This is a genomic window from Sorangium sp. So ce281, from assembly GCF_051527395.1.
GTDB classification, from domain to species: Bacteria; Myxococcota_A; Polyangia; order Polyangiales; family Polyangiaceae; genus Sorangium; species Sorangium cellulosum_B.
In genome coordinates this window covers 5,503,219-5,519,412 of record NZ_CP150322.1, presented here as the reverse complement: position 1 = coordinate 5,519,412, position 16,194 = coordinate 5,503,219, and the positions used below count along the sequence as shown (strand labels likewise).

Genomic DNA, 16,194 nt, shown 5'->3' with positions numbered 1-16,194 from the left:
TACGTCACGCCAGCGCCAAGCGCCTGCTTCAGGCCGACGATGACGAAGTTGGCAGACAGGTGGTTGCCAGGCGTTCCGCCTTGGAACCGTTGCAACGCTCCCCTGCATGCTGCTCATCTGGAGCGAGAGCCGACCGTCAGGGTTAACGCGCATGAAGGAGAAGGGCCCGATGCGCATGACAGTCTATCCAGGGTTAAGCGGAAGAATATCCAGAAAGCCAATGTGAACGCTCACATTGCCGGCGTCAATCAAAAACCGCCGCGCGGCGATCCTCGATGATCCGATGGGTGCGCAGCGGTGGCCGGCCTCGTGAGATGCAGCGGCGCTCCGGGCCGTACGGCGGACGTGGCTTCGGTGGGTAGGGGGTCCAAACGCCTTTCGCTACTCTGCGGCGCCGCCCATCAGGAGGCCGGGTCGTCCGGGTCGCGGGTCCGGGATCGCGGCGAGGTCGGATCGGCGGGCAGGCCGAGGTGTTCCAGGATCTTCCTGGCGGTCGCCTTCTCGGTGATGGCGGCGATGGTGCGCGGCCCCGCGCCGACCGGACGATCGAAGGCGCCCAGCGCGGCCCCGACGAGGAGCGCGAGCGCCGCGGATCTCAGGTCAGGATCTCGACATACCCGTCCGTTCCATGCACGCGGATGCGCTGTCCATCCCGGATCAGCCTGGTCGCGTTGTCCACGCCGACGACGGCCGGTAAGCCGTATTCCCGGGCGATCACCGCGCCATGGGTCATCAGGCCCCCCACCTCGGTCACCAGGCCCTTGACGGACACGAACAAGGGCGTCCAGCTGGGATCGGTGAAGGGGGTGACCAGGATGTCCCCCGCCTCCAGCTCCGCGTCGGCCATGTCCAGGAGGACGCGGGCTCGTCCCTCGACGACGCCGGAGGAGACCGCCAGGCCGACGAGGGCCCCGGCGGGGAGATCGGCTCGTCTGTGCGCGCCTGTCACGATCTCCCCATCGGACGTGATGACGAGCGGCGGCGACAGCTTCTTGTGGAGCTCGTGTTCCGCTCTCCGCTGGCCGACGATCCGGTCGTCCAGCCGGTGGGAGCGCACGACCTCGCGGAGCTCGTCGAACGTGAGATAGTAGATGTCTTCGGCCTCGTGGATCACGCCGGCCTGCACGAGCCGCTCGGCTTCCTGCAGCAAGGCCTGCTTGTAAATGAAGTAGCGATTGACGAGGCCGTACTTCGGATACTCGCGATAGCCGATGAAGCTCCGGAGCCGGTCGATCATCCGCTGGGCCTCGCCGGCCTTCTGCTCCCCGTCCGGCAGCTGCCTCAACCGCTCGAGCAGCGCTCGCGCCCGCTGCGAGGCCTCCTGCCGCCCCTGCTCGAACCTCCGCGCGCCGGCGCGAGGCTCGAAATTCTTGATGTTGCTCAGGATCAAGGGGACCAGGGTCGCCGGCTCCTCGCTCCAGCGGGCCCTCGTGACGTCGATCTCCCCCACGCATCGCATACCGTATTTGTCGAGGTAAGCCCGGATGGCGTCCCGGGCTTCCTTGCCGCCGTCGAGCGCGACCAGCTCCTCCAGGAAGCCATCGTGCTTCACGCTCTGCAGATAAGCGACCACGTCCGGATAAGGACGGATCACGTCGGCGACATCCAGCAACGCCAGGCCCATCTCCGACGTGATGTTGTTCGACACGGACTGGGAGAGCGTGTCCGCGACGCTCTTCTCGCCGAGCCACTCCATCATCTTCTCGTTGATCCACGAGGTGGCGTTCATGCCCGCCATGATCGCGCCCATGCTCCGCGGACCGAACATGGACTTGCTCAGCCCCTCGATGTCCTCCCGGATGAAGTCGAGCAACGCCGTTCCGGCCCTGGTCCGGATGTCGCGCTTCAGCTCCGCGAGCGAGGCCTGGGTGCGCTCGATCAGCTCCGCGACGAGCGCCGGGTCGTCCTCGGCCTGCGCGTCGAAGCGCCCGGGCGCCTGCTTGCCCTGCCCGGGGCGCGGGGCCGTCGGATCGTCGGGCAACGGCTCGATGAAGTCTCCCCGCTCGATGATCGTCGAGAGGGCGTCCTTGAGGAGCGGATGGGAGCGCCCCAGGAGCGCCAGGAGGGCGTCCCGGCTGGCCGGTGAGGCCAGCTGCTTCGTGGGATCGACGAACAACCTGCCGCCCGCCGCGAGCATGCGGCCGCCAGAGGTCAGCTGGAACAACGACAGCCCAAGGGGCTTCATCGCGTCGGTCATCATCTGTTGATGGCCGACGGAGATGTAGACGTGGTTGCCCCGATCACCCGCTTCGGGGATGGGGTACAGGGTCGTGATCGGCCGGCTCTGGACGACGTGGAGCTCCTCCTCGACCAGGCACCACTCGATGTCCTGGGGGTGGCCGAAATGCCCTTCGATCTGCCGGCCCAGGCGCTCCAGCCGCAGGATCTGCGCGTCGGTCAGCGCCTGCCCGTCCTGCCGCTCGGGCTCGATCGCCCGCTCTTCGGTGCCGCCCTCCTCCAGGGCACGCGTGGCCAGCGTCTTCCTGGCGATCGCCTTCTCGATGACCTGGCCGCTGCGCACCTTGTAGCGATCGGCGCTCGCCAGGCCGGCGACCAGGGCCTCCCCCAGCCCGAAGCCAGCCTCGATCGACGACACCTTCCGGTTCGACGTGACGGGATCGGCCGTGAAGACGATCCCGGCGGCCTGCGGGAAGACCATCTTCTGCACCACCACCGCCATGTGGACCTTGCGGTGATCGAAGCCGTGCTGGATCCGGTAGGTCACCGCCCGCTCGGTGAAGAGCGATGCCCAGCACCGGCGGACGTGCTGCAGGATCGCCTGCGTCCCGAGAACGTTCAGGTACGTATCCTGCTGGCCCGCGAAGGAAGCCCCCGGCAGATCCTCCGCCGTCGCGCTGGACCGCACGGCATAGGCGTCGCCCGCGCCGTGCGTGGAAAGAGCTTGAGTGAGCGCCTCTCGTAAGTCCTCGGGGATGGCCGTCTCTTCGATGATCCGGCGCAGCTCGGCGCTGAGCTCCCGGATCCCGTCCCGGTCCTCCGCCGCGAGCGACGACAGCCGATCGAGCAACCCGCCGACCGCCGGCGCTTCTCCCATGATCCGCTGGAAGGCCTCGGTCGTCACGCAGAAGCCAGCGGGCACGCGGATCCCCTCGATCCTGGAGAGCTCCCCCAGGTTGGCGCCCTTCCCGCCGACCACCCTGGCCTTTGTTCGATCGACCTCCTGGAGAGCAAGCACATAGGTCCGCATCCGTTCACCTCCATCAGGGCGTCGGCGGCTCGTTCGCGTCGACGGATCGTCACGCCCCCCTCGTCGAAGGGCGCCACTATAACGCGAACCAGGCGGGGCTCCACCGAGCGAAACCCCAGCATGGCGACCTCGTCAGGTCGACGGGAGGCACCCATGCTTCCGGTGGCTCGACGCGCGCAGCAGCCTCGCCCCGGAGGCAACACCGCAGATGCGCTGCACCCTCTGTCGCCTGCGGGAAGTTGCCCCGGAGCGGCAGCAAAACCGCCATGGCGCCAAGGTCGCCAAGGGGAGATGAGGAAGTGCCGTCCCGGCATTCCCTTGCACGCCGGCGGAGCCCTTGGGTCGAAACGGTCGAATCCGGACACCAACCCGGGTCCGCGCGGGCTGCCTCGCCTTCAGGCTCTCCGCTGCCGCTCGATCTCGGCGCGCAGGCGTTAAGCTACTTCGTCAGGACGACGTGGGTGGCGTGGTCCGTGGAGGCGCGCTCCGTGCACCTGTAGCCGAGGCTCACCGTATCGATGCCGGCGAGGAGGTGCTCGCCCCGGCCGAGGAGCACGGGGGAGATCACGAGGTGGAGCTCGTCGATGAGCCCCGCGGTGAGGTACTGCCGAACGGTGGCGACGCCGCCGCCGAGCCGGATGTCCTTGCCCTGGGCCGCCTCCTTCGCGCGCTCCAACGCGGCGTGGATGCCCTCGGTCACGAAGTGGAAGGTCGTTCCGCCCTCCATGGTGAAGGACTCACGGGCATGGTGCGTGAGCACGAAGACGGGCACGTGGTAGGGCGGGTTCTTGCCCCACCATCCCTTCCAGCCGTCGTCGGGCCAGGGGCCCCGCTGCGGCCCGAACATGTTGCGGCCCATGATCCAGGCGCCGAGGTTCTCGAAGCCGCGCGCGGCGAAGTCGTCGTCGACGCCCGCTCGGCCGACCGTGTCGCCGATCAGCGATCCAGCGAAATCGGCGGACATTCTCTGGAATGTCCTCGTGCCGAGGACCCACTGGTGCAGCGCCATCCCTCCGACGCCCATCGGATTGGCCAGATCCTGGCCGGGACCGGCGCCATGACCGTCGATCGAGATCCCAAACGCGTGTACCCGAAGCCTCGACATGCGCGCAACTCCTTCCGGCGCAGGCGTCGCCTGCGACCCTTCTTCTGAAGTGACGACGAACGAGCCGGGGCCGGATCGACACGCCGACGAAGTTTTTTTTGGCTCCTCCGCAGGATCTGTGGGCGCATGAGCCGAGCAAGGGCAGAACGACTTGCGGGCATCCGCGGGATGCGTCGGCTGCTCGCAGGCCGTGGTCGCGGAGGCGGTGCATGGGCGTGTCTACTCGTGGCGGGAGACCGGAGAATTTAACGCCAAGGCACAAAAAGCGTGCCGCGGGCACACGTCGCCCTCCGGGCGTTGGGTCGGAGGGGGATGCGCCCCTGGAGGCCCGGGCGGAAGCGCTTCGCGGAGGGTTACTCCAGCTCGATGAGCCCGCAGCCGATGCGGCTGCCGGCTTGCGGGTCTGCGGCGGCGTGCACCACGATCGCGTACTTCGTCACGTCGGTGGCCTCGTCGTCACCGACGGTCCAAATATCGGTCCCGCGCTTGACCCTATGCGTGCCCTGGCCCGCCTCATTGCACGTGAAGCTGCCGAGCCCTTCGCCGTTGGGGATCCAGTGGGCGCCCGCAGCATCACCGTTGTTCTCGCAACTCTTGTTCTGGTGGATGTGAGCGGAGTGCTCGCCGGCAGGGCAGCCGGACACCGTGATGGTGAGCGTCACATCCTCTCCGGCCTGCGTGAACGTCGCAGTCCCGGTCAGACCGCTCGAGTTCGTCCCCTGGAGCTCCGCCTCGGCCCGCAGGGACTCACCGCCGCCGCTCCCGCCGTCACCGCCGCCGCTCCCGCCGTCACCGCCGCCGCTTCCGCCGTCACCGCCGCCGCTTCCGCCGTCACCGCCGCCGCTTCCGCCGTCACCGCCGCCGCTCCCGCCGTCACCGCCGCCGCTTCCGGACGCGGAGGTGCTCGTCGAGGCGTCGCCGCCGCCCGAGCCGGTCGCGGCCGACGTGCTCGCGCCGCTGCCGGAGCCGGCGGACGACTCACCGTCATCCCCGCACGCGGCCAAGAGAGCGCCGGCACCAAGGGCGAGCAACGAGAGCTTCAACCATCGTGACATAAGTCTCCTTTCCTCAGCGCGATCCGAGCGGGCAGGCAATTGCCTCCGGATGCGGCCAAGCCATCGAGGGAACCAGTATGTCCCAACACGGCGAGCGTCCAAGCAGCTTCAGCTATAAAAATCACGCATCGGTCGAATTTTCGGCGGGGGAGCTGCGCTGATAGCGGAAAAATGTGGTCCTGCTTCCCGCGCTCAGCGCTTGAGCTCGCCGTGAGCGCTGTCCAGCCTCGAGCGCCCCGGTGAAGGAGGCTGTCCTGGCAGCGAGGCGATCGTATTCGCGACCGAGCCAGTCAAGAGAATCCTGATTTCACCCCAGCGTTGCATAAAATAGACGCTCTTCCCGCAAAAAGAACGAGCGAAAGTGCCATTTCAAGTGTTGCTTTATCGCACGGCCGACCTTCTTGAAGGGATCGAGCTGCGACCGAGCAGCCCAGCCAGTCCAATCTACCAGCTTTTCGCGCGCGACGTTCGCCTGGCAACCGTCGAGAATGCCAGCGAGCGTCTCTTCGAGCAGGTGAGCCCGGTAGAGTTCTCGATTGCGCCTCTGCACCTCCGCCAGCCGCTCGGTTTCGGGCTGCATCAGGTTCCATGGATTCTTCTGGAGAGCGAAGCGGGTCTTCTTCATGGCTTTGGCCTCGGGCGTTCCCGAAAGGGTGAAATCGAAGGACGTGACAAGGGTATTGCTCAACCCGAGCAGGGCACGGAGTAGACCGTCCGGCTCACGCACCCACGAAGGCATCAGGACACCCCGAAAATGGGGGCTCCCTCGGGTGGGGGATGCGAAGGCTTCGTGCCGCTTGATGCTTCGATCAAGCTCGTGGCAAACTCCCCATGGCTCTCGTTTGGCGAGGTTCAACGCACATGAGACGCAGGAACAAGCTCGTCGCGATCGAGGTCGCCGGTGCGGTCGCGCTCCTGGTGCCGGCGCAGGCCCTGGCGTCGTCCGTGCCCGAGGGGTCGTTCAACCCCGGCTTCTTGCTGTCCGCCGGCAGCGGCGAATGCCCGGTGGGGGTCGGCACGGAAATCAGCGGCATGGTTTTCCCGAAGGGCGACCCGGGCTCGATCGGTTACGGTGGTTTCTTCCAGGCGCAGACCTATGCCGGCGACTATGCGCGCCTGGCGTTCGGGTTTCAGCTCGGAAACGTCGTCGGTGGAGAGCTCGGCCTCGCGGGTCTGACCCGCAGCGATCTCCACACGTCGACGTTCGCATTGCACACGGGCGTCTTCGCCTCGGCCGCCGTGCTGGGGACGGGGCTGCGCGTGACGATCCCGATGAGCGGCGCCGATCACGGCCTCCCGGCTCACGGCGTCGAGGTGTCGTGGGTCTTGACCCTCAAGGTTCCGATCTACAGCGGCAAGGTCTTCAACTCGTTCGGCCGGCCGCTGCGAGACGAGCAGGGCCCCATCACGGCCGCGGCGCGCGAAGCGAGCGGCTGGGCGGACATCAGCGACCCCGCGCTGGTCGCTCACCTCTCGCCCCGGGAGCGCGAAGAGCTCGCCTCCCTCTGGCTCGAGGCCGCGCTCGCCGAGCACGCATCGATCGCGACGTTCGCCGCGCTCGCGCTGGAGCTCCTGGCGCTCGGAGCACCCGCAGACTTGCTCGCGGCTTGCCAGCAGGCGGCGCAAGACGAGATCGAACACGCACGCCTCTCGTTCGGTCTCGCGAGCACGTACGCGGGGCTACCGCTCGGGCCGGGCACGTTGCCGTTGCCGGCCACCGCGCTCTCGGGCGACGCCGCCGCCGTCGCGTACCTGAGCTTCACGGACGGCTGCATCGGTGAGACGTTCGCCGCGGCGCTCGCGCGACGAGCGCTGCGCCACGCGACCGATCCGGCCGTCGCGCGGGCGCTCGCGCGCATCGCGACGGACGAAGCGCGGCACGCCGCGCTCGCCTGGAGCATCGTCGCGTGGTGCCTGACGCTCGACCCCGCGCGCGTCCGCGCCGCGCTCGGCGCTGCGCTGGCGGAGCCGGAGATCGAAGCGCCCGCCGCCCCGCTCACGGATGTCCTGGGGCTGCCGATCGTGCCGGCGGCTCGCCACGGAGCGGTGCCCGTCGACGAGCAGAAGCCCCTGCGACGCCGCGCCGAGCGGACCGCGCGGGCGCGCCTGAAGCGCATGCTGCGGGCGCCGCGCGAAGCGCGGGTCGAGGGAGGCCTCGTGCCCTGACCGGGGCGCGCTGCGCGAGCCCTCGCGCCTGACACACAGGTGAGCCGCCGCGGAGCCGCGCTGCGCCGCGCTGCACGCGGGCCGACAAGGTCCGGCCGCGCGTGCAGCCCCGCGCGCCGTGGCGCTTGACCGAAGTATGCATCGTGGTGTATATGCATACTCATGCAACTGGATGTCTTCCAGGCCCTGGCCGATCCCACGCGCCGCCGCATCGTCGAGGCTCTCCTTTCCGGCGAGCAACAGGTGGCCGAGGTCGTGGAGAAGGCCGGCATCCACCAGTCGGGCGTGTCGCGGCACCTGCGCATCCTCTCGGAGTCAGGTTTCGTCTCGATGCGACCCGATGGGCAGCGGCGCCTCTACTCCCTTCGTCCCGAGCCTTTCCGCGAGATCGAGGACTGGCTCGGCCGCTACCGGCAGCTCTGGGAGGAGCGCCTGGATCGTTTTGGCGCCGCGCTCGAGGAGAAGCGCGCGCTGGCTCAGAAGAACCCGGCCGCTCAAGGCGGCCCAACCACGAGGAAGCGACCATGAACAGCGCAGTCAAAGCCCACGCCCGATCCAAGGTCAGAATCGAGCGCACCTATCGCGCCACGTTGCAGGAGGTCTGGGACCTCTGGACCACCCGAGAGGGCTTCGAGTCCTGGTGGGGGCCGCGGAACTTCCGGGCCGCCGTGGCGGAGCTCGACGCGAGGCCGGGCGGCGCCCTGCGTTACGAGATGATCGCCGCCACGCCCGAGATGGTCCGCTCCATGGCGGAGATCGGCCAGCCACCCTCGCACGCCGTCACCTCCACCTTCGCCGAGCTCAGGCCCATGACACGGCTCGTGCTCCGCAATGTGATCGACTTCTTGCCCGGCGTACCGCCCTACGAGGCCGACATCGAGGTCGAGCTCACGGCGCTCGGCGACCGCGTGAAGATGGTGGTGCTGCTCGACACCATGCATAGCCCCGAGTTCACCGAGATGCAGAAGGAAGGCTTCACCAGCCAGCTCAGCAAGCTGGACGAGAAGTTCGGGGCGGCGTGAGGAGCTGCCGCGCCCGGGCGAGCGGCGTCGCGCGTCAGTAGGCGAAGGCCTGGTAGACCTCGGTCTCCTCCGTCTCCTCGCGCGCGTCGAGCGATTCGACGATGGGATTGAAGCGGAGCATGCGCTTCGCCCGCTCCGACAGGTGGGCAAGGGTCTCGCGGGGCACCCGGATCGAGACCTCCGGGCGCAAGAGCCAGCGGCGGCTGTAGCCGATGACGACCATGGGCCGCGGCGCGCGCGAGCGGTTCGGGGTCCCGCGGTGGAGGCCGCGAACGTCGCGGACCATGACGTCGCCGAGCTCCATGGCGATCGGCTCGAGCGCGACCTCGCCCTGCTCGAGGCGCCGCATCCCCTCGGCCTTGGAGAGCAGGTGCGTGCCGCAGGCGATCTCGATCGGGCCGTTCTCGACGGTGACGTCGACCAGGGGGAAGTTGACGGCGAGCTGGAACGCAGGCGTCTCTCTCCCGGTCTCGGGGAAGAGCGGCGGCGCGTCGCGGTGGACGTCCTGGTAGTCGGACCCGAGGAGCGGTGTGTCGGTCGCGAGCTGGACCATGGTCATGTCGGCCCCGACGAGGCGCTCCACCACGCCCAGGATCGTCTCGTCCTCGTAGATGCGCGGCTCCGCGAAGGGGGCCTTGAACGGGAGCGTCACGTAATAGCGACCCGGCCCCCGGTTCTTGAGGTGCCCCTCACGCGCGATGTGGGCGTCGAGGAGCGGCGCGAAGGCCTCTCGCCACGAGCGCAGCAGGCTCTTCGGAATGAGGTTCTTTATCAGGCAGAACCCATCGCGCCGCGCTGCGCGGGCGAGCTCATCCATCTCGGCGCTGGTGTGGCGGGCGTGGCTCATGGCTCGGGCCGAGCTTGGTGGATCGGGCGGAGTCGTCAAGCTCAGCGCTCGCTCTCCGCCGGTTCATCCCCATCCCACCGCTGCCGGAATCATCTTCGTCGGAGGAGAATGCGGCGCTCCAGGCGCCCGGCCCACGCGCGCGGGACGGGCAAGTGATCTCAGCCTCGCGAGGCCGACGCCCGCGCGGCCCCGCTCTGCGTCAGCTGAGGCTGGTCGCCCTCGTGCCTGGACAGGGAGCGTCCTCGACGCCGCCTTCGCGGGCGCGCGCGGGTCACAGCTTCGAGGCGGCGTGGTCCCAGTTCACCAGGTTCCACCAGGCCTCGACGTACTTCGCCCGGGCATTGCGGTAGTCGATGTAATACGCGTGCTCCCACACGTCGCACGTGAGCAGCGGCGTCTTGCCCTCCGTGAGCGGGCTCCCGGCGTTGCTCGTCTGCACGATTTCCAGCTTGCCTGAGCCGTTCTTCACCAGCCAGGCCCAGCCAGAGCCGAACTGACCGATGGCCGCGGCGGTGAACTTCTCCTTGAACGTCGACACGCTTCCGAACGCCTCGTCGATCGCCGCACGGAGCGCGGCCGGGGGCTCACCGCCGCCCTGCGGCTTCATGCTGTGCCAGTAGAACGTGTGATTCCACACCTGAGCTGCCTGGTTGAAGACCGCGCCGGACGTCGTGCGGACGAGATCCTCGAGGCTCTTTCCCGCGAGCGCCGCGTCCGCTGCCACGAGCTCGTTCAGCTTCGTGACGTAGGCGTTGTGGTGCTTGCCGTGGTGGAAATCGAGCGTCTCGGCCGAGATGTGGGGGACCAGCGCGTCTCTGGAGTAGGGGAGCTCGGGAAGAGTGAAGGTCATGGTTCTGTTCCTCGTGTTGCGTATCGGCGGCAACGCGCTCGTCGCAGCCCGTTGTGAGTAGCTCGGCGAAGACCTTCGGGTGGCGCTCCGGCCACGGATCGAACGTCCGCGCTTCGCGGCCAGACAGCCGCTCCACGTCGCCGGGTCCGGCGGCAGCGTAGCAGCCCCGGCGGGCGCGCGTGGCGCCTTGCCAATGAGTTGGCAGTTTTCCATCCATTTGGAGAGATGGCCTCCCGGCCGGCGGCTCAGCGGCTCCGCAAACCTGCCAGAGCGGACGGCGCGCGGCGCGCGGCGCGGCCGGCGCGTCTCCGAGAGCACCAGCGCGAGCGACCCGAGCTCGAGGGCGCGGGCGACGTCGCTCTCAGTAGGCCCCCTTCGGCTCGAGGCCCAGCATGTGCTGGCCGACCATCGTGGACACGGCGTCCCAGTTGAGGGTGATGTGCTGGGCGATCGCGTTGCCGTCCCGCCACATGCGCTGGATGGGTTGACCGAGCGCCAAGCTGCTGCCTCCGACGCACGAGAACAACGCCTCGATGGCGGAGTGCGACAGCTTCGCCGCGTAGGCGTGGCCTCGCCGGTTGCGGATGCGCTTCTCGACGCTCACGGACCTCCCCTGGGCTGCTGTCAGCTCCACCTCGGTGATGTCGCGGTCGAGGACGAGCCTCGCCGCGTCCACGGCGGCCGCCGCGTCGGCCAGGCGCGACTGCACGTGAGCGAACTGGCAGAGGCGCGCTCCCGCGCCGCCGATGCCGCCGCGCGTGACGCGGCCCTCGCAGAGATCGAGGAAGGCATCGATGGCGCCTTGGGCCGTGCCCAGGAGCGGGGCCACGAGGCAGACGGGGATCGCCGACAGGAAGGAGATGCTGTAGATGCGGTTGGGGTTCACCGCGGCCCCAGGAGGCGCACCGGACGCAGCCTCCGCGAAGGTGAGCTTCCGGTGACCCGGGACGAAGGTCGGCTTGTTGAGCACCACGGTCTTGGACCCGGTGCCAGCTTGACCCGCGACGTGCCAGTCGTCCTCGATCGACCAGTCGGAGCGGGGCACGAGCAAGAAGCCGGCGTCGGGGGTGGCGTCGTTCTCCCGCGGAAACTGGACGCCCAGCACGGCCCATTGCGAGTTGTCGACGTTGGACGCGAAGCGCCACTTGCCCTGGATCAGGTACCCGCCGTCCACCGGACGCGCCGCGGCGACGGGCGAGTAGGAGCCGCACAGGATGGCCCGGGGATTTTCCCTCCACACGTCGTCCTGCGCCTGCGCCGGGAACAATCCGAGCAGCCACTGGTGGATCGCCCCGAGCGAGCATGCCCAGGCGGATGAGGTGCAGCCTCGCCCGATCTCGCTGATCACGTCGAGGAGCGCGGTGAAGCCGTACTCGTAGCCGCCGTAGCGGGCGGGCTGCATCAGCCGGAAGAAGCCGGCGCGATGGAAGAGCTGGTTCGTTTCCTCCGAGACGCGGCGCTCGATCTCCGTTCGCTGGGCTTGCTCGCGGAGGCGGGGGATGAGCTCGCGCGCCGTGGAGACCAGACTCTCGAGCGACGGCGCGTCGGCGGTGGGGCTGACCCGACCGGGGGCCTTCGTGACCACGGTTCTGATCGACGAACGTTCGAGACTCATGGATCATCCCTCGCGTGGCGAAGATTCGCTGGCTGGCGCGACGTCGCGTCCAGGCGCCGCGAGGCTCTGGATCACGTCCAGAGTATGCGAAGATGCCCGCGACGGCGCCAGACGGCGCCCTGGAACGGCCGCGTTCGAGGAGTGGAACGTCGAGGAGCTCGACGATCTGTCCAGTCTGTCGGTGCGGTTGCTATCATCGAGCCCGTGCACCTCGAGTTCATCGGCGCCGCCCGGACCGTCACCGGATCCATGCACCTCCTGAGGACGCGTGACGCGACCGTCCTGCTCGACTGCGGCCTCTACCAGGGCCGCCGCGCCGAGTCGTTCGAGCGCAACCGCCACCTCCCTCTCCCCATCCACGAGATCGACGCCGTCGTCCTCTCCCACGCGCACATCGATCACTCCGGCGCCCTGCCGATCCTCGTGAAGAACGGCTATGAAGGCCCGATCTACGCGACCCCGGCGACGCGCGATCTCGCGGCCGTGATGCTGCGCGACGCCGCCGCGATCCAGGTCTCCGACGCGCGCTACCTCAACCGCCGCGCCGAGAAGCAGGGGAGCGACGAGCCGCGCGTCGAGCCGCTCTACGAGGACGACGACGCGGTCGAGGCGATCTCCCGCTTGATCGCCGCGCCCTACCACCGCCCGATCGAGATCGCGCCGGGCGTGCGGCTCACCTTCCTCGACGCGGGCCACGTGCTCGGCAGCGCCGTCTCGCTGCTCGACGTCGTGGAGGGCGAGGCCCACAGGCGCGTCGCCTACACGGGCGATCTCGGCCGCTACGGGCGCCCGATCCTGCGCGATCCCGAGGTCGCCGAGCGCGCGGACGTGCTCGTCTGCGAGAGCACCTACGGCGATCGCCTGCACGAGGGGACCGACGAGCTCGACGAGGATCTCGCGCGCGTCGTCCGGCGGACCTCCGAGCGGGGCGGCAAGCTCTACATCCCCACGTTCGCGCTCGAGCGCGCGCAGGAGGTGATCTTCGCGCTCAAGCAGCTCCGCCGGCACGGCCGCATCCCGCCGCTGCCGGTCTACGTCGACTCGCCGCTCACGGTGAAGCTCACCGACGTCTTCCGGCTCCACCCCGAGTGCTTCGACGTCGAGACGCGCGCGCTCCTCCGCGGCTCAGGATCGCCCTTCGATTTCGAGGATCTTCGCTACGTCGAGGACGTCGCGGGCTCGAAGGCGATCGACGCCGAGCCCGAGCCCTCGATCGTCATCGCGGCGAGCGGCATGTGCGAGGCGGGGAGGATCCTCCACCACCTGAAGGCCGGGATCGAGGACCCGAAGAACACGATCCTCATCGTCGGCTATCAGGCGCAGCACACGCTCGGGCGGCGGCTCGTGGAGGGACGATCGCGGGTGAGGATCTTCGGCGTGGAGCGGGATCGTCGGGCCGAGGTCGTGGTCCTGAACGGCTTCAGCGCGCACGCCGATCAGGGCGACCTGCTCCGCTACGCGGACCGCTGCCGCGAGCGCGGCCCGCTCGGCAAGATCGCGCTCGTCCACGGCGAGCCGCGGGCGCAGGAGGTCCTCGCGAGGATGCTCCGTACGCGCGGGCACGGCGAGGTCGTGATCCCGGCGCCCGGTGATCTCCTGGAGATCGCCTGACCGGTCGTGGCTGCCGATCGTGGCCCTGCTGCGCGCCGCGCGCGCCCGGGTCGCCACTTCGCCAGGCCGGGGACGAAGGGCAAGGCGTTCTCCGCCTTCATGACGAGGCCTCTCCAGATCTCGCCTCTGCTGAGCCTCGGCTGGGTCGGGGCGAGATCCCGGTTCACGGCGACCTCTCTGAACACGTAGATCATGCTGTCTCCTGGTCGATCTTCCCCAGGCTGCGCGCGCTGGGCCTTCGGGGTCCTCCGGGAGACCGGCATCGCCGGCAGCGGCCCGCGCATCGGCGCGGATCGCCGCGAGGCGGGACGCCGCGCCGGCGCCGCCACGCTTAGGATCGCGTCTGGAGTATGCGAGGATGCCCACGACGGCGCCAGAGGGCGCCCTGGAACGGCCGCGTTCGAGGAGTGGAACGTTGAGGGAGCCCGATGATCTGTCCGGTCTGTCGATGTTCGTGCGCATCGTCGAGGAAGGCTCGCTCAGCGCGGCCGGCCGGGCGCTCGGGCTGCCCAAGGCGACCCTCAGCCGCAACCTCGCGCTGCTGGAGCAGCGGCTCGGCGCGCCGCTGCTGATCCGCTCCACGCGCGCGCTCAGCCTGACGGATACGGGCAGGCGCTTCTTCGACAAGGTCCAGCCCATCGTCCGAGAGGCGCAGCAGGCGACCGCCGAGGTCAAGATCCTCCACGCGGCTCCCTCGGGGCTGCTGCGCATCACCGCGCCCGTCGCGTACGGCCAGGCGGCGATCGCGCCCCGCCTGCTCTCGTTCATGAGGCGCTATCCGGCGGTTCGCATCGACCTGCATCTCCATGATGGGCGCGTCAACCTGGTCAACGGCGGCTACGACCTGGCCATCCGGATGGGGGCGATCGAGGACAGCGAGCTGATCAGCCACAAGCTGGCCGACGTCACCATGGTCATCGTCGCCTCGCCGACCTGGCTGGAGCAGCACGGCATGCCCCAAAGGCCCGTCGAGCTCGCCCAGCATGCCGCCGTCGTCACGCGGCCCGATATCGTCCAGTGGAAGGTCGGCGGGGAGACCGTGCGCGTCTCCTGGCGCATGAGCACCGGCAACATGATCGTCACGCGGGACGCCGCGAGGGCCGGGCTGGGCATCGCTTTCGTGCCCGAATTCCTTGTGTTGCGCGACCTGGAACAAGGAACGCTGGTACGCCTGCTCCCCGACGTCGAGCTGCCGGTGATTCAAGCGACCGCGCTGTATACCCGCGCCGCCGGCCAATCGGTGGCGCTGCGCACCTTGCTCGACGACCTCCTCGCCAGCCGACCCATCGAGGCCGACGCCGCGCCGTCGTGACCCTGCCCGGGCGCGGGTGGTACCCCCGCTCCTGCGACATGCGATGTCGGTGCACCGGCCTTTCATCAGGTGGGGTGAAGATGAACGAGCCGGCGGCCTTCAGAACCTGTCTGCCAGCGTGAGCTGCGGGTGCTGCGCCGGGAAGAGCGCCGGGACGAGCCGGGCGGCGTCTCCGGTAAGCCGGAGCTTCCCCGCGTCGCACACCTCCAGCGGCGCGTCCGAGCCGAGGAGGAGCCGCGCCACCGCCCAGCCGCCGCGGACCGCGCTGCGCGCCCCCGCGGCGCTGCGCCCGTGGACGACCTCGACGCGGCCGCGGTCGAGGCGGAGCGTCGCCGTCTCCTCCGGGCTGGCGAGGGTGAGCGCGCCGCGGTAGCCCGCGAGCTCGGACGCGGCGAGCCGGGCCGAGAGCTCCGGCGCCATCGCCGCGAGGCATCCCGGGAGGTCGACGACCCGGACCATCGCGGCGCCGTTGGCCGCATACCGCTGCTCGTGGCGGCTGTTCAGCGTCCGGAGCCGCACGGCGAGCGCCGAGCGGTAGGGGAGCGTGTCGAAGCGGAGCTCGGGGAGCGCCTTCCGCCGGCAGAGGGCCCCGAGCGCCGAGAGCGCCGCTTCAGGCGCGCCGGTCGCCTCGGCGCACACGAGCCGGCTCCCGCTCGCCTGGACGATGACATGCCCTTCAGGGCGCTCTCGATCGGCGCCCCAGCACCAGGCCTCGACGTCCTTGCGCATGCCGCTCCACGAGCGGAGATAGGTCGGCCGCACCGCCGTGCCGGTGAGGCCGGCGTTCCACCGGTTGTGCAGCCGCACCAGCCCCGGCGTGGGCGCCGCGGGGATCTTGCGCAGCCCGCGCAGCGGAGGCAGCGTGGCCGGGAGGTCGGCGAGCTTCACGCGCCACCGCGACTCGGGCCAGGCCGGCGCATAGCCGAACCGGTGGTAGAAGTCGTCGATCCCGAACAGGATCGAGAGGTGATAGCCGCGGGCGCGCATGCGGTCGAGGCTGTGCGGGGCCGTGCGGGCCATGAGCCCTTTCCCGCGGTGGGCCGCCTCGGTGGCCACCGCGCCGATGCCGCCGCAGCGCACCTCCGCCCGGCCGATCCGCATCCGGTAACCCCACACGCCCCAGTGGGTGACCATCGCGTCACCGAGGAATCCGACGGCCGAGGCGTCCCAGTCGTAGTGGCTGTGGTTCACGTACCAGGCGGCGCATTCGGCGCGGAAGCTCGCGTAATTGCCAAAGGTGCGCGCCGCGATCTCGATCACCGCCGTCGCGTCGGCGACCGGAGCGGGGGAGCGGACGGCGAGGGACGGAGTCTTCAGGAGCGTACCCGCCATCGGTAATAGAAGCGGTTCGCCCACGGCTCGGGATCGAGCATGCGCCCCTCGTACCCGGACCCCGCCAACCC

General features: G+C 69.5%; 13 protein-coding genes. 5 read left to right on the top strand and 8 right to left on the bottom strand.

Annotated features, from left to right (window positions below; translation table 11 throughout):
- Positions 1-595: 595 nt before the first annotated feature.
- From rph to WMF27_RS20910, 4 genes are all read right to left on the bottom strand, one after another.
- Positions 596-3,208, bottom strand: coding sequence for a rifamycin-inactivating phosphotransferase (gene rph / locus WMF27_RS20925; RefSeq protein WP_437944449.1), 2,613 nt, complete (start codon positions 3,206-3,208; stop codon positions 596-598).
- 439 nt (positions 3,209-3,647) lie between these two features.
- On the bottom strand, positions 3,648-4,313 hold the full coding sequence (locus tag WMF27_RS20920) for a dihydrofolate reductase family protein (RefSeq protein WP_437944448.1): 666 nt from the start codon (positions 4,311-4,313) through the stop codon (positions 3,648-3,650).
- 353 nt (positions 4,314-4,666) lie between these two features.
- A complete protein-coding gene (locus tag WMF27_RS20915) occupies positions 4,667-5,368 on the bottom strand; it encodes a superoxide dismutase family protein (protein ID WP_437767121.1) in 702 nt (233 codons plus the stop codon).
- 307 nt (positions 5,369-5,675) lie between these two features.
- The gene (locus WMF27_RS20910; RefSeq protein WP_437944447.1) at positions 5,676-6,107 is read right to left on the bottom strand and encodes a transposase; all 432 of its coding nucleotides are present in this window, start codon (positions 6,105-6,107) and stop codon (positions 5,676-5,678) included.
- Between the two features lie 122 nt (positions 6,108-6,229).
- On the opposite strand from WMF27_RS20910, the gene WMF27_RS20905 reads away from it, so the two are divergent.
- The 3 genes from WMF27_RS20905 (at position 6,230) to WMF27_RS20895 (ending at position 8,556) form a co-directional block, all read left to right on the top strand.
- Positions 6,230-7,534 (top strand): hypothetical protein, encoded by a 1,305-nt coding sequence (locus WMF27_RS20905; protein WP_437944446.1) that lies wholly within the window; start codon positions 6,230-6,232, stop codon positions 7,532-7,534.
- A 162-nt stretch (positions 7,535-7,696) separates the two neighbouring features.
- Positions 7,697-8,062 (top strand): ArsR/SmtB family transcription factor, encoded by a 366-nt coding sequence (locus WMF27_RS20900; protein WP_437944445.1) that lies wholly within the window; start codon positions 7,697-7,699, stop codon positions 8,060-8,062.
- Positions 8,059-8,556: an SRPBCC family protein gene (locus tag WMF27_RS20895; RefSeq protein WP_437944444.1), complete on the top strand. Its 498-nt coding sequence runs from the start codon at positions 8,059-8,061 to the stop codon at positions 8,554-8,556. The genes WMF27_RS20900 and WMF27_RS20895 overlap by 4 nt, the downstream gene beginning before the upstream one ends.
- Before the next feature lie 34 nt (positions 8,557-8,590).
- On the opposite strand, the gene WMF27_RS20890 is transcribed toward WMF27_RS20895, so the two are convergent.
- The 3 genes from WMF27_RS20890 to WMF27_RS20880 all read right to left on the bottom strand — a co-directional run bounded on the left by WMF27_RS20890 (position 8,591) and on the right by WMF27_RS20880 (position 11,868).
- Complete coding sequence (locus WMF27_RS20890; protein ID WP_437944443.1) at positions 8,591-9,403, bottom strand: phytanoyl-CoA dioxygenase family protein; 813 nt, start codon at positions 9,401-9,403, stop codon at positions 8,591-8,593.
- Positions 9,404-9,674: 271 nt separating this feature from the next.
- Positions 9,675-10,253, bottom strand: a complete 579-nt coding sequence (locus WMF27_RS20885; protein ID WP_437944442.1) for a superoxide dismutase — start codon at positions 10,251-10,253, stop codon at positions 9,675-9,677.
- Positions 10,254-10,614: 361 nt separating this feature from the next.
- Complete coding sequence (locus WMF27_RS20880) at positions 10,615-11,868, bottom strand: acyl-CoA dehydrogenase family protein (protein WP_437944441.1); 1,254 nt, start codon at positions 11,866-11,868, stop codon at positions 10,615-10,617.
- A gap of 204 nt (positions 11,869-12,072) precedes the next feature.
- Between WMF27_RS20880 and WMF27_RS20875 the strand changes: the two genes are divergently transcribed.
- Both WMF27_RS20875 and WMF27_RS20870 read left to right on the top strand, forming a co-directional pair.
- Positions 12,073-13,479 carry an MBL fold metallo-hydrolase RNA specificity domain-containing protein gene (locus WMF27_RS20875; protein ID WP_437767128.1) on the top strand — a complete coding sequence of 469 codons (1,407 nt, stop codon included), beginning with the start codon at positions 12,073-12,075 and terminating at the stop codon, positions 13,477-13,479.
- A gap of 415 nt (positions 13,480-13,894) precedes the next feature.
- Positions 13,895-14,791 carry a LysR family transcriptional regulator gene (locus WMF27_RS20870; protein ID WP_437767129.1) on the top strand — a complete coding sequence of 299 codons (897 nt, stop codon included), beginning with the start codon at positions 13,895-13,897 and terminating at the stop codon, positions 14,789-14,791.
- A gap of 99 nt (positions 14,792-14,890) precedes the next feature.
- Here the strand turns inward: WMF27_RS20870 and WMF27_RS20865 are convergent, their stop codons facing one another.
- Positions 14,891-16,123 (bottom strand): GNAT family N-acetyltransferase, encoded by a 1,233-nt coding sequence (locus WMF27_RS20865; protein ID WP_437944440.1) that lies wholly within the window; start codon positions 16,121-16,123, stop codon positions 14,891-14,893.
- Positions 16,124-16,194 lie beyond the last annotated feature (71 nt).

Excerpts from the sequence above, each read along its gene's own strand:
- rph (WP_437944449.1), bottom strand. The coding sequence starts at position 3,208 with ATGCGGACCTATGTGCTTGCTCTCCAGGAGGTCGATCGAACAAAGGCC.
- WMF27_RS20920 (WP_437944448.1), bottom strand. The coding sequence starts at position 4,313 with ATGTCGAGGCTTCGGGTACACGCGTTTGGGATCTCGATCGACGGTCAT.
- WMF27_RS20915 (WP_437767121.1), bottom strand. The coding sequence starts at position 5,368 with ATGTCACGATGGTTGAAGCTCTCGTTGCTCGCCCTTGGTGCCGGCGCT.
- WMF27_RS20910 (WP_437944447.1), bottom strand. The coding sequence starts at position 6,107 with ATGCCTTCGTGGGTGCGTGAGCCGGACGGTCTACTCCGTGCCCTGCTC.
- WMF27_RS20905 (WP_437944446.1), top strand. The coding sequence starts at position 6,230 with ATGAGACGCAGGAACAAGCTCGTCGCGATCGAGGTCGCCGGTGCGGTC.
- WMF27_RS20900 (WP_437944445.1), top strand. The coding sequence starts at position 7,697 with ATGCAACTGGATGTCTTCCAGGCCCTGGCCGATCCCACGCGCCGCCGC.
- WMF27_RS20895 (WP_437944444.1), top strand. The coding sequence starts at position 8,059 with ATGAACAGCGCAGTCAAAGCCCACGCCCGATCCAAGGTCAGAATCGAG.
- WMF27_RS20890 (WP_437944443.1), bottom strand. The coding sequence starts at position 9,403 with ATGAGCCACGCCCGCCACACCAGCGCCGAGATGGATGAGCTCGCCCGC.
- WMF27_RS20885 (WP_437944442.1), bottom strand. The coding sequence starts at position 10,253 with ATGACCTTCACTCTTCCCGAGCTCCCCTACTCCAGAGACGCGCTGGTC.
- WMF27_RS20880 (WP_437944441.1), bottom strand. The coding sequence starts at position 11,868 with ATGAGTCTCGAACGTTCGTCGATCAGAACCGTGGTCACGAAGGCCCCC.
- WMF27_RS20865 (WP_437944440.1), bottom strand. The coding sequence starts at position 16,123 with ATGGCGGGTACGCTCCTGAAGACTCCGTCCCTCGCCGTCCGCTCCCCC.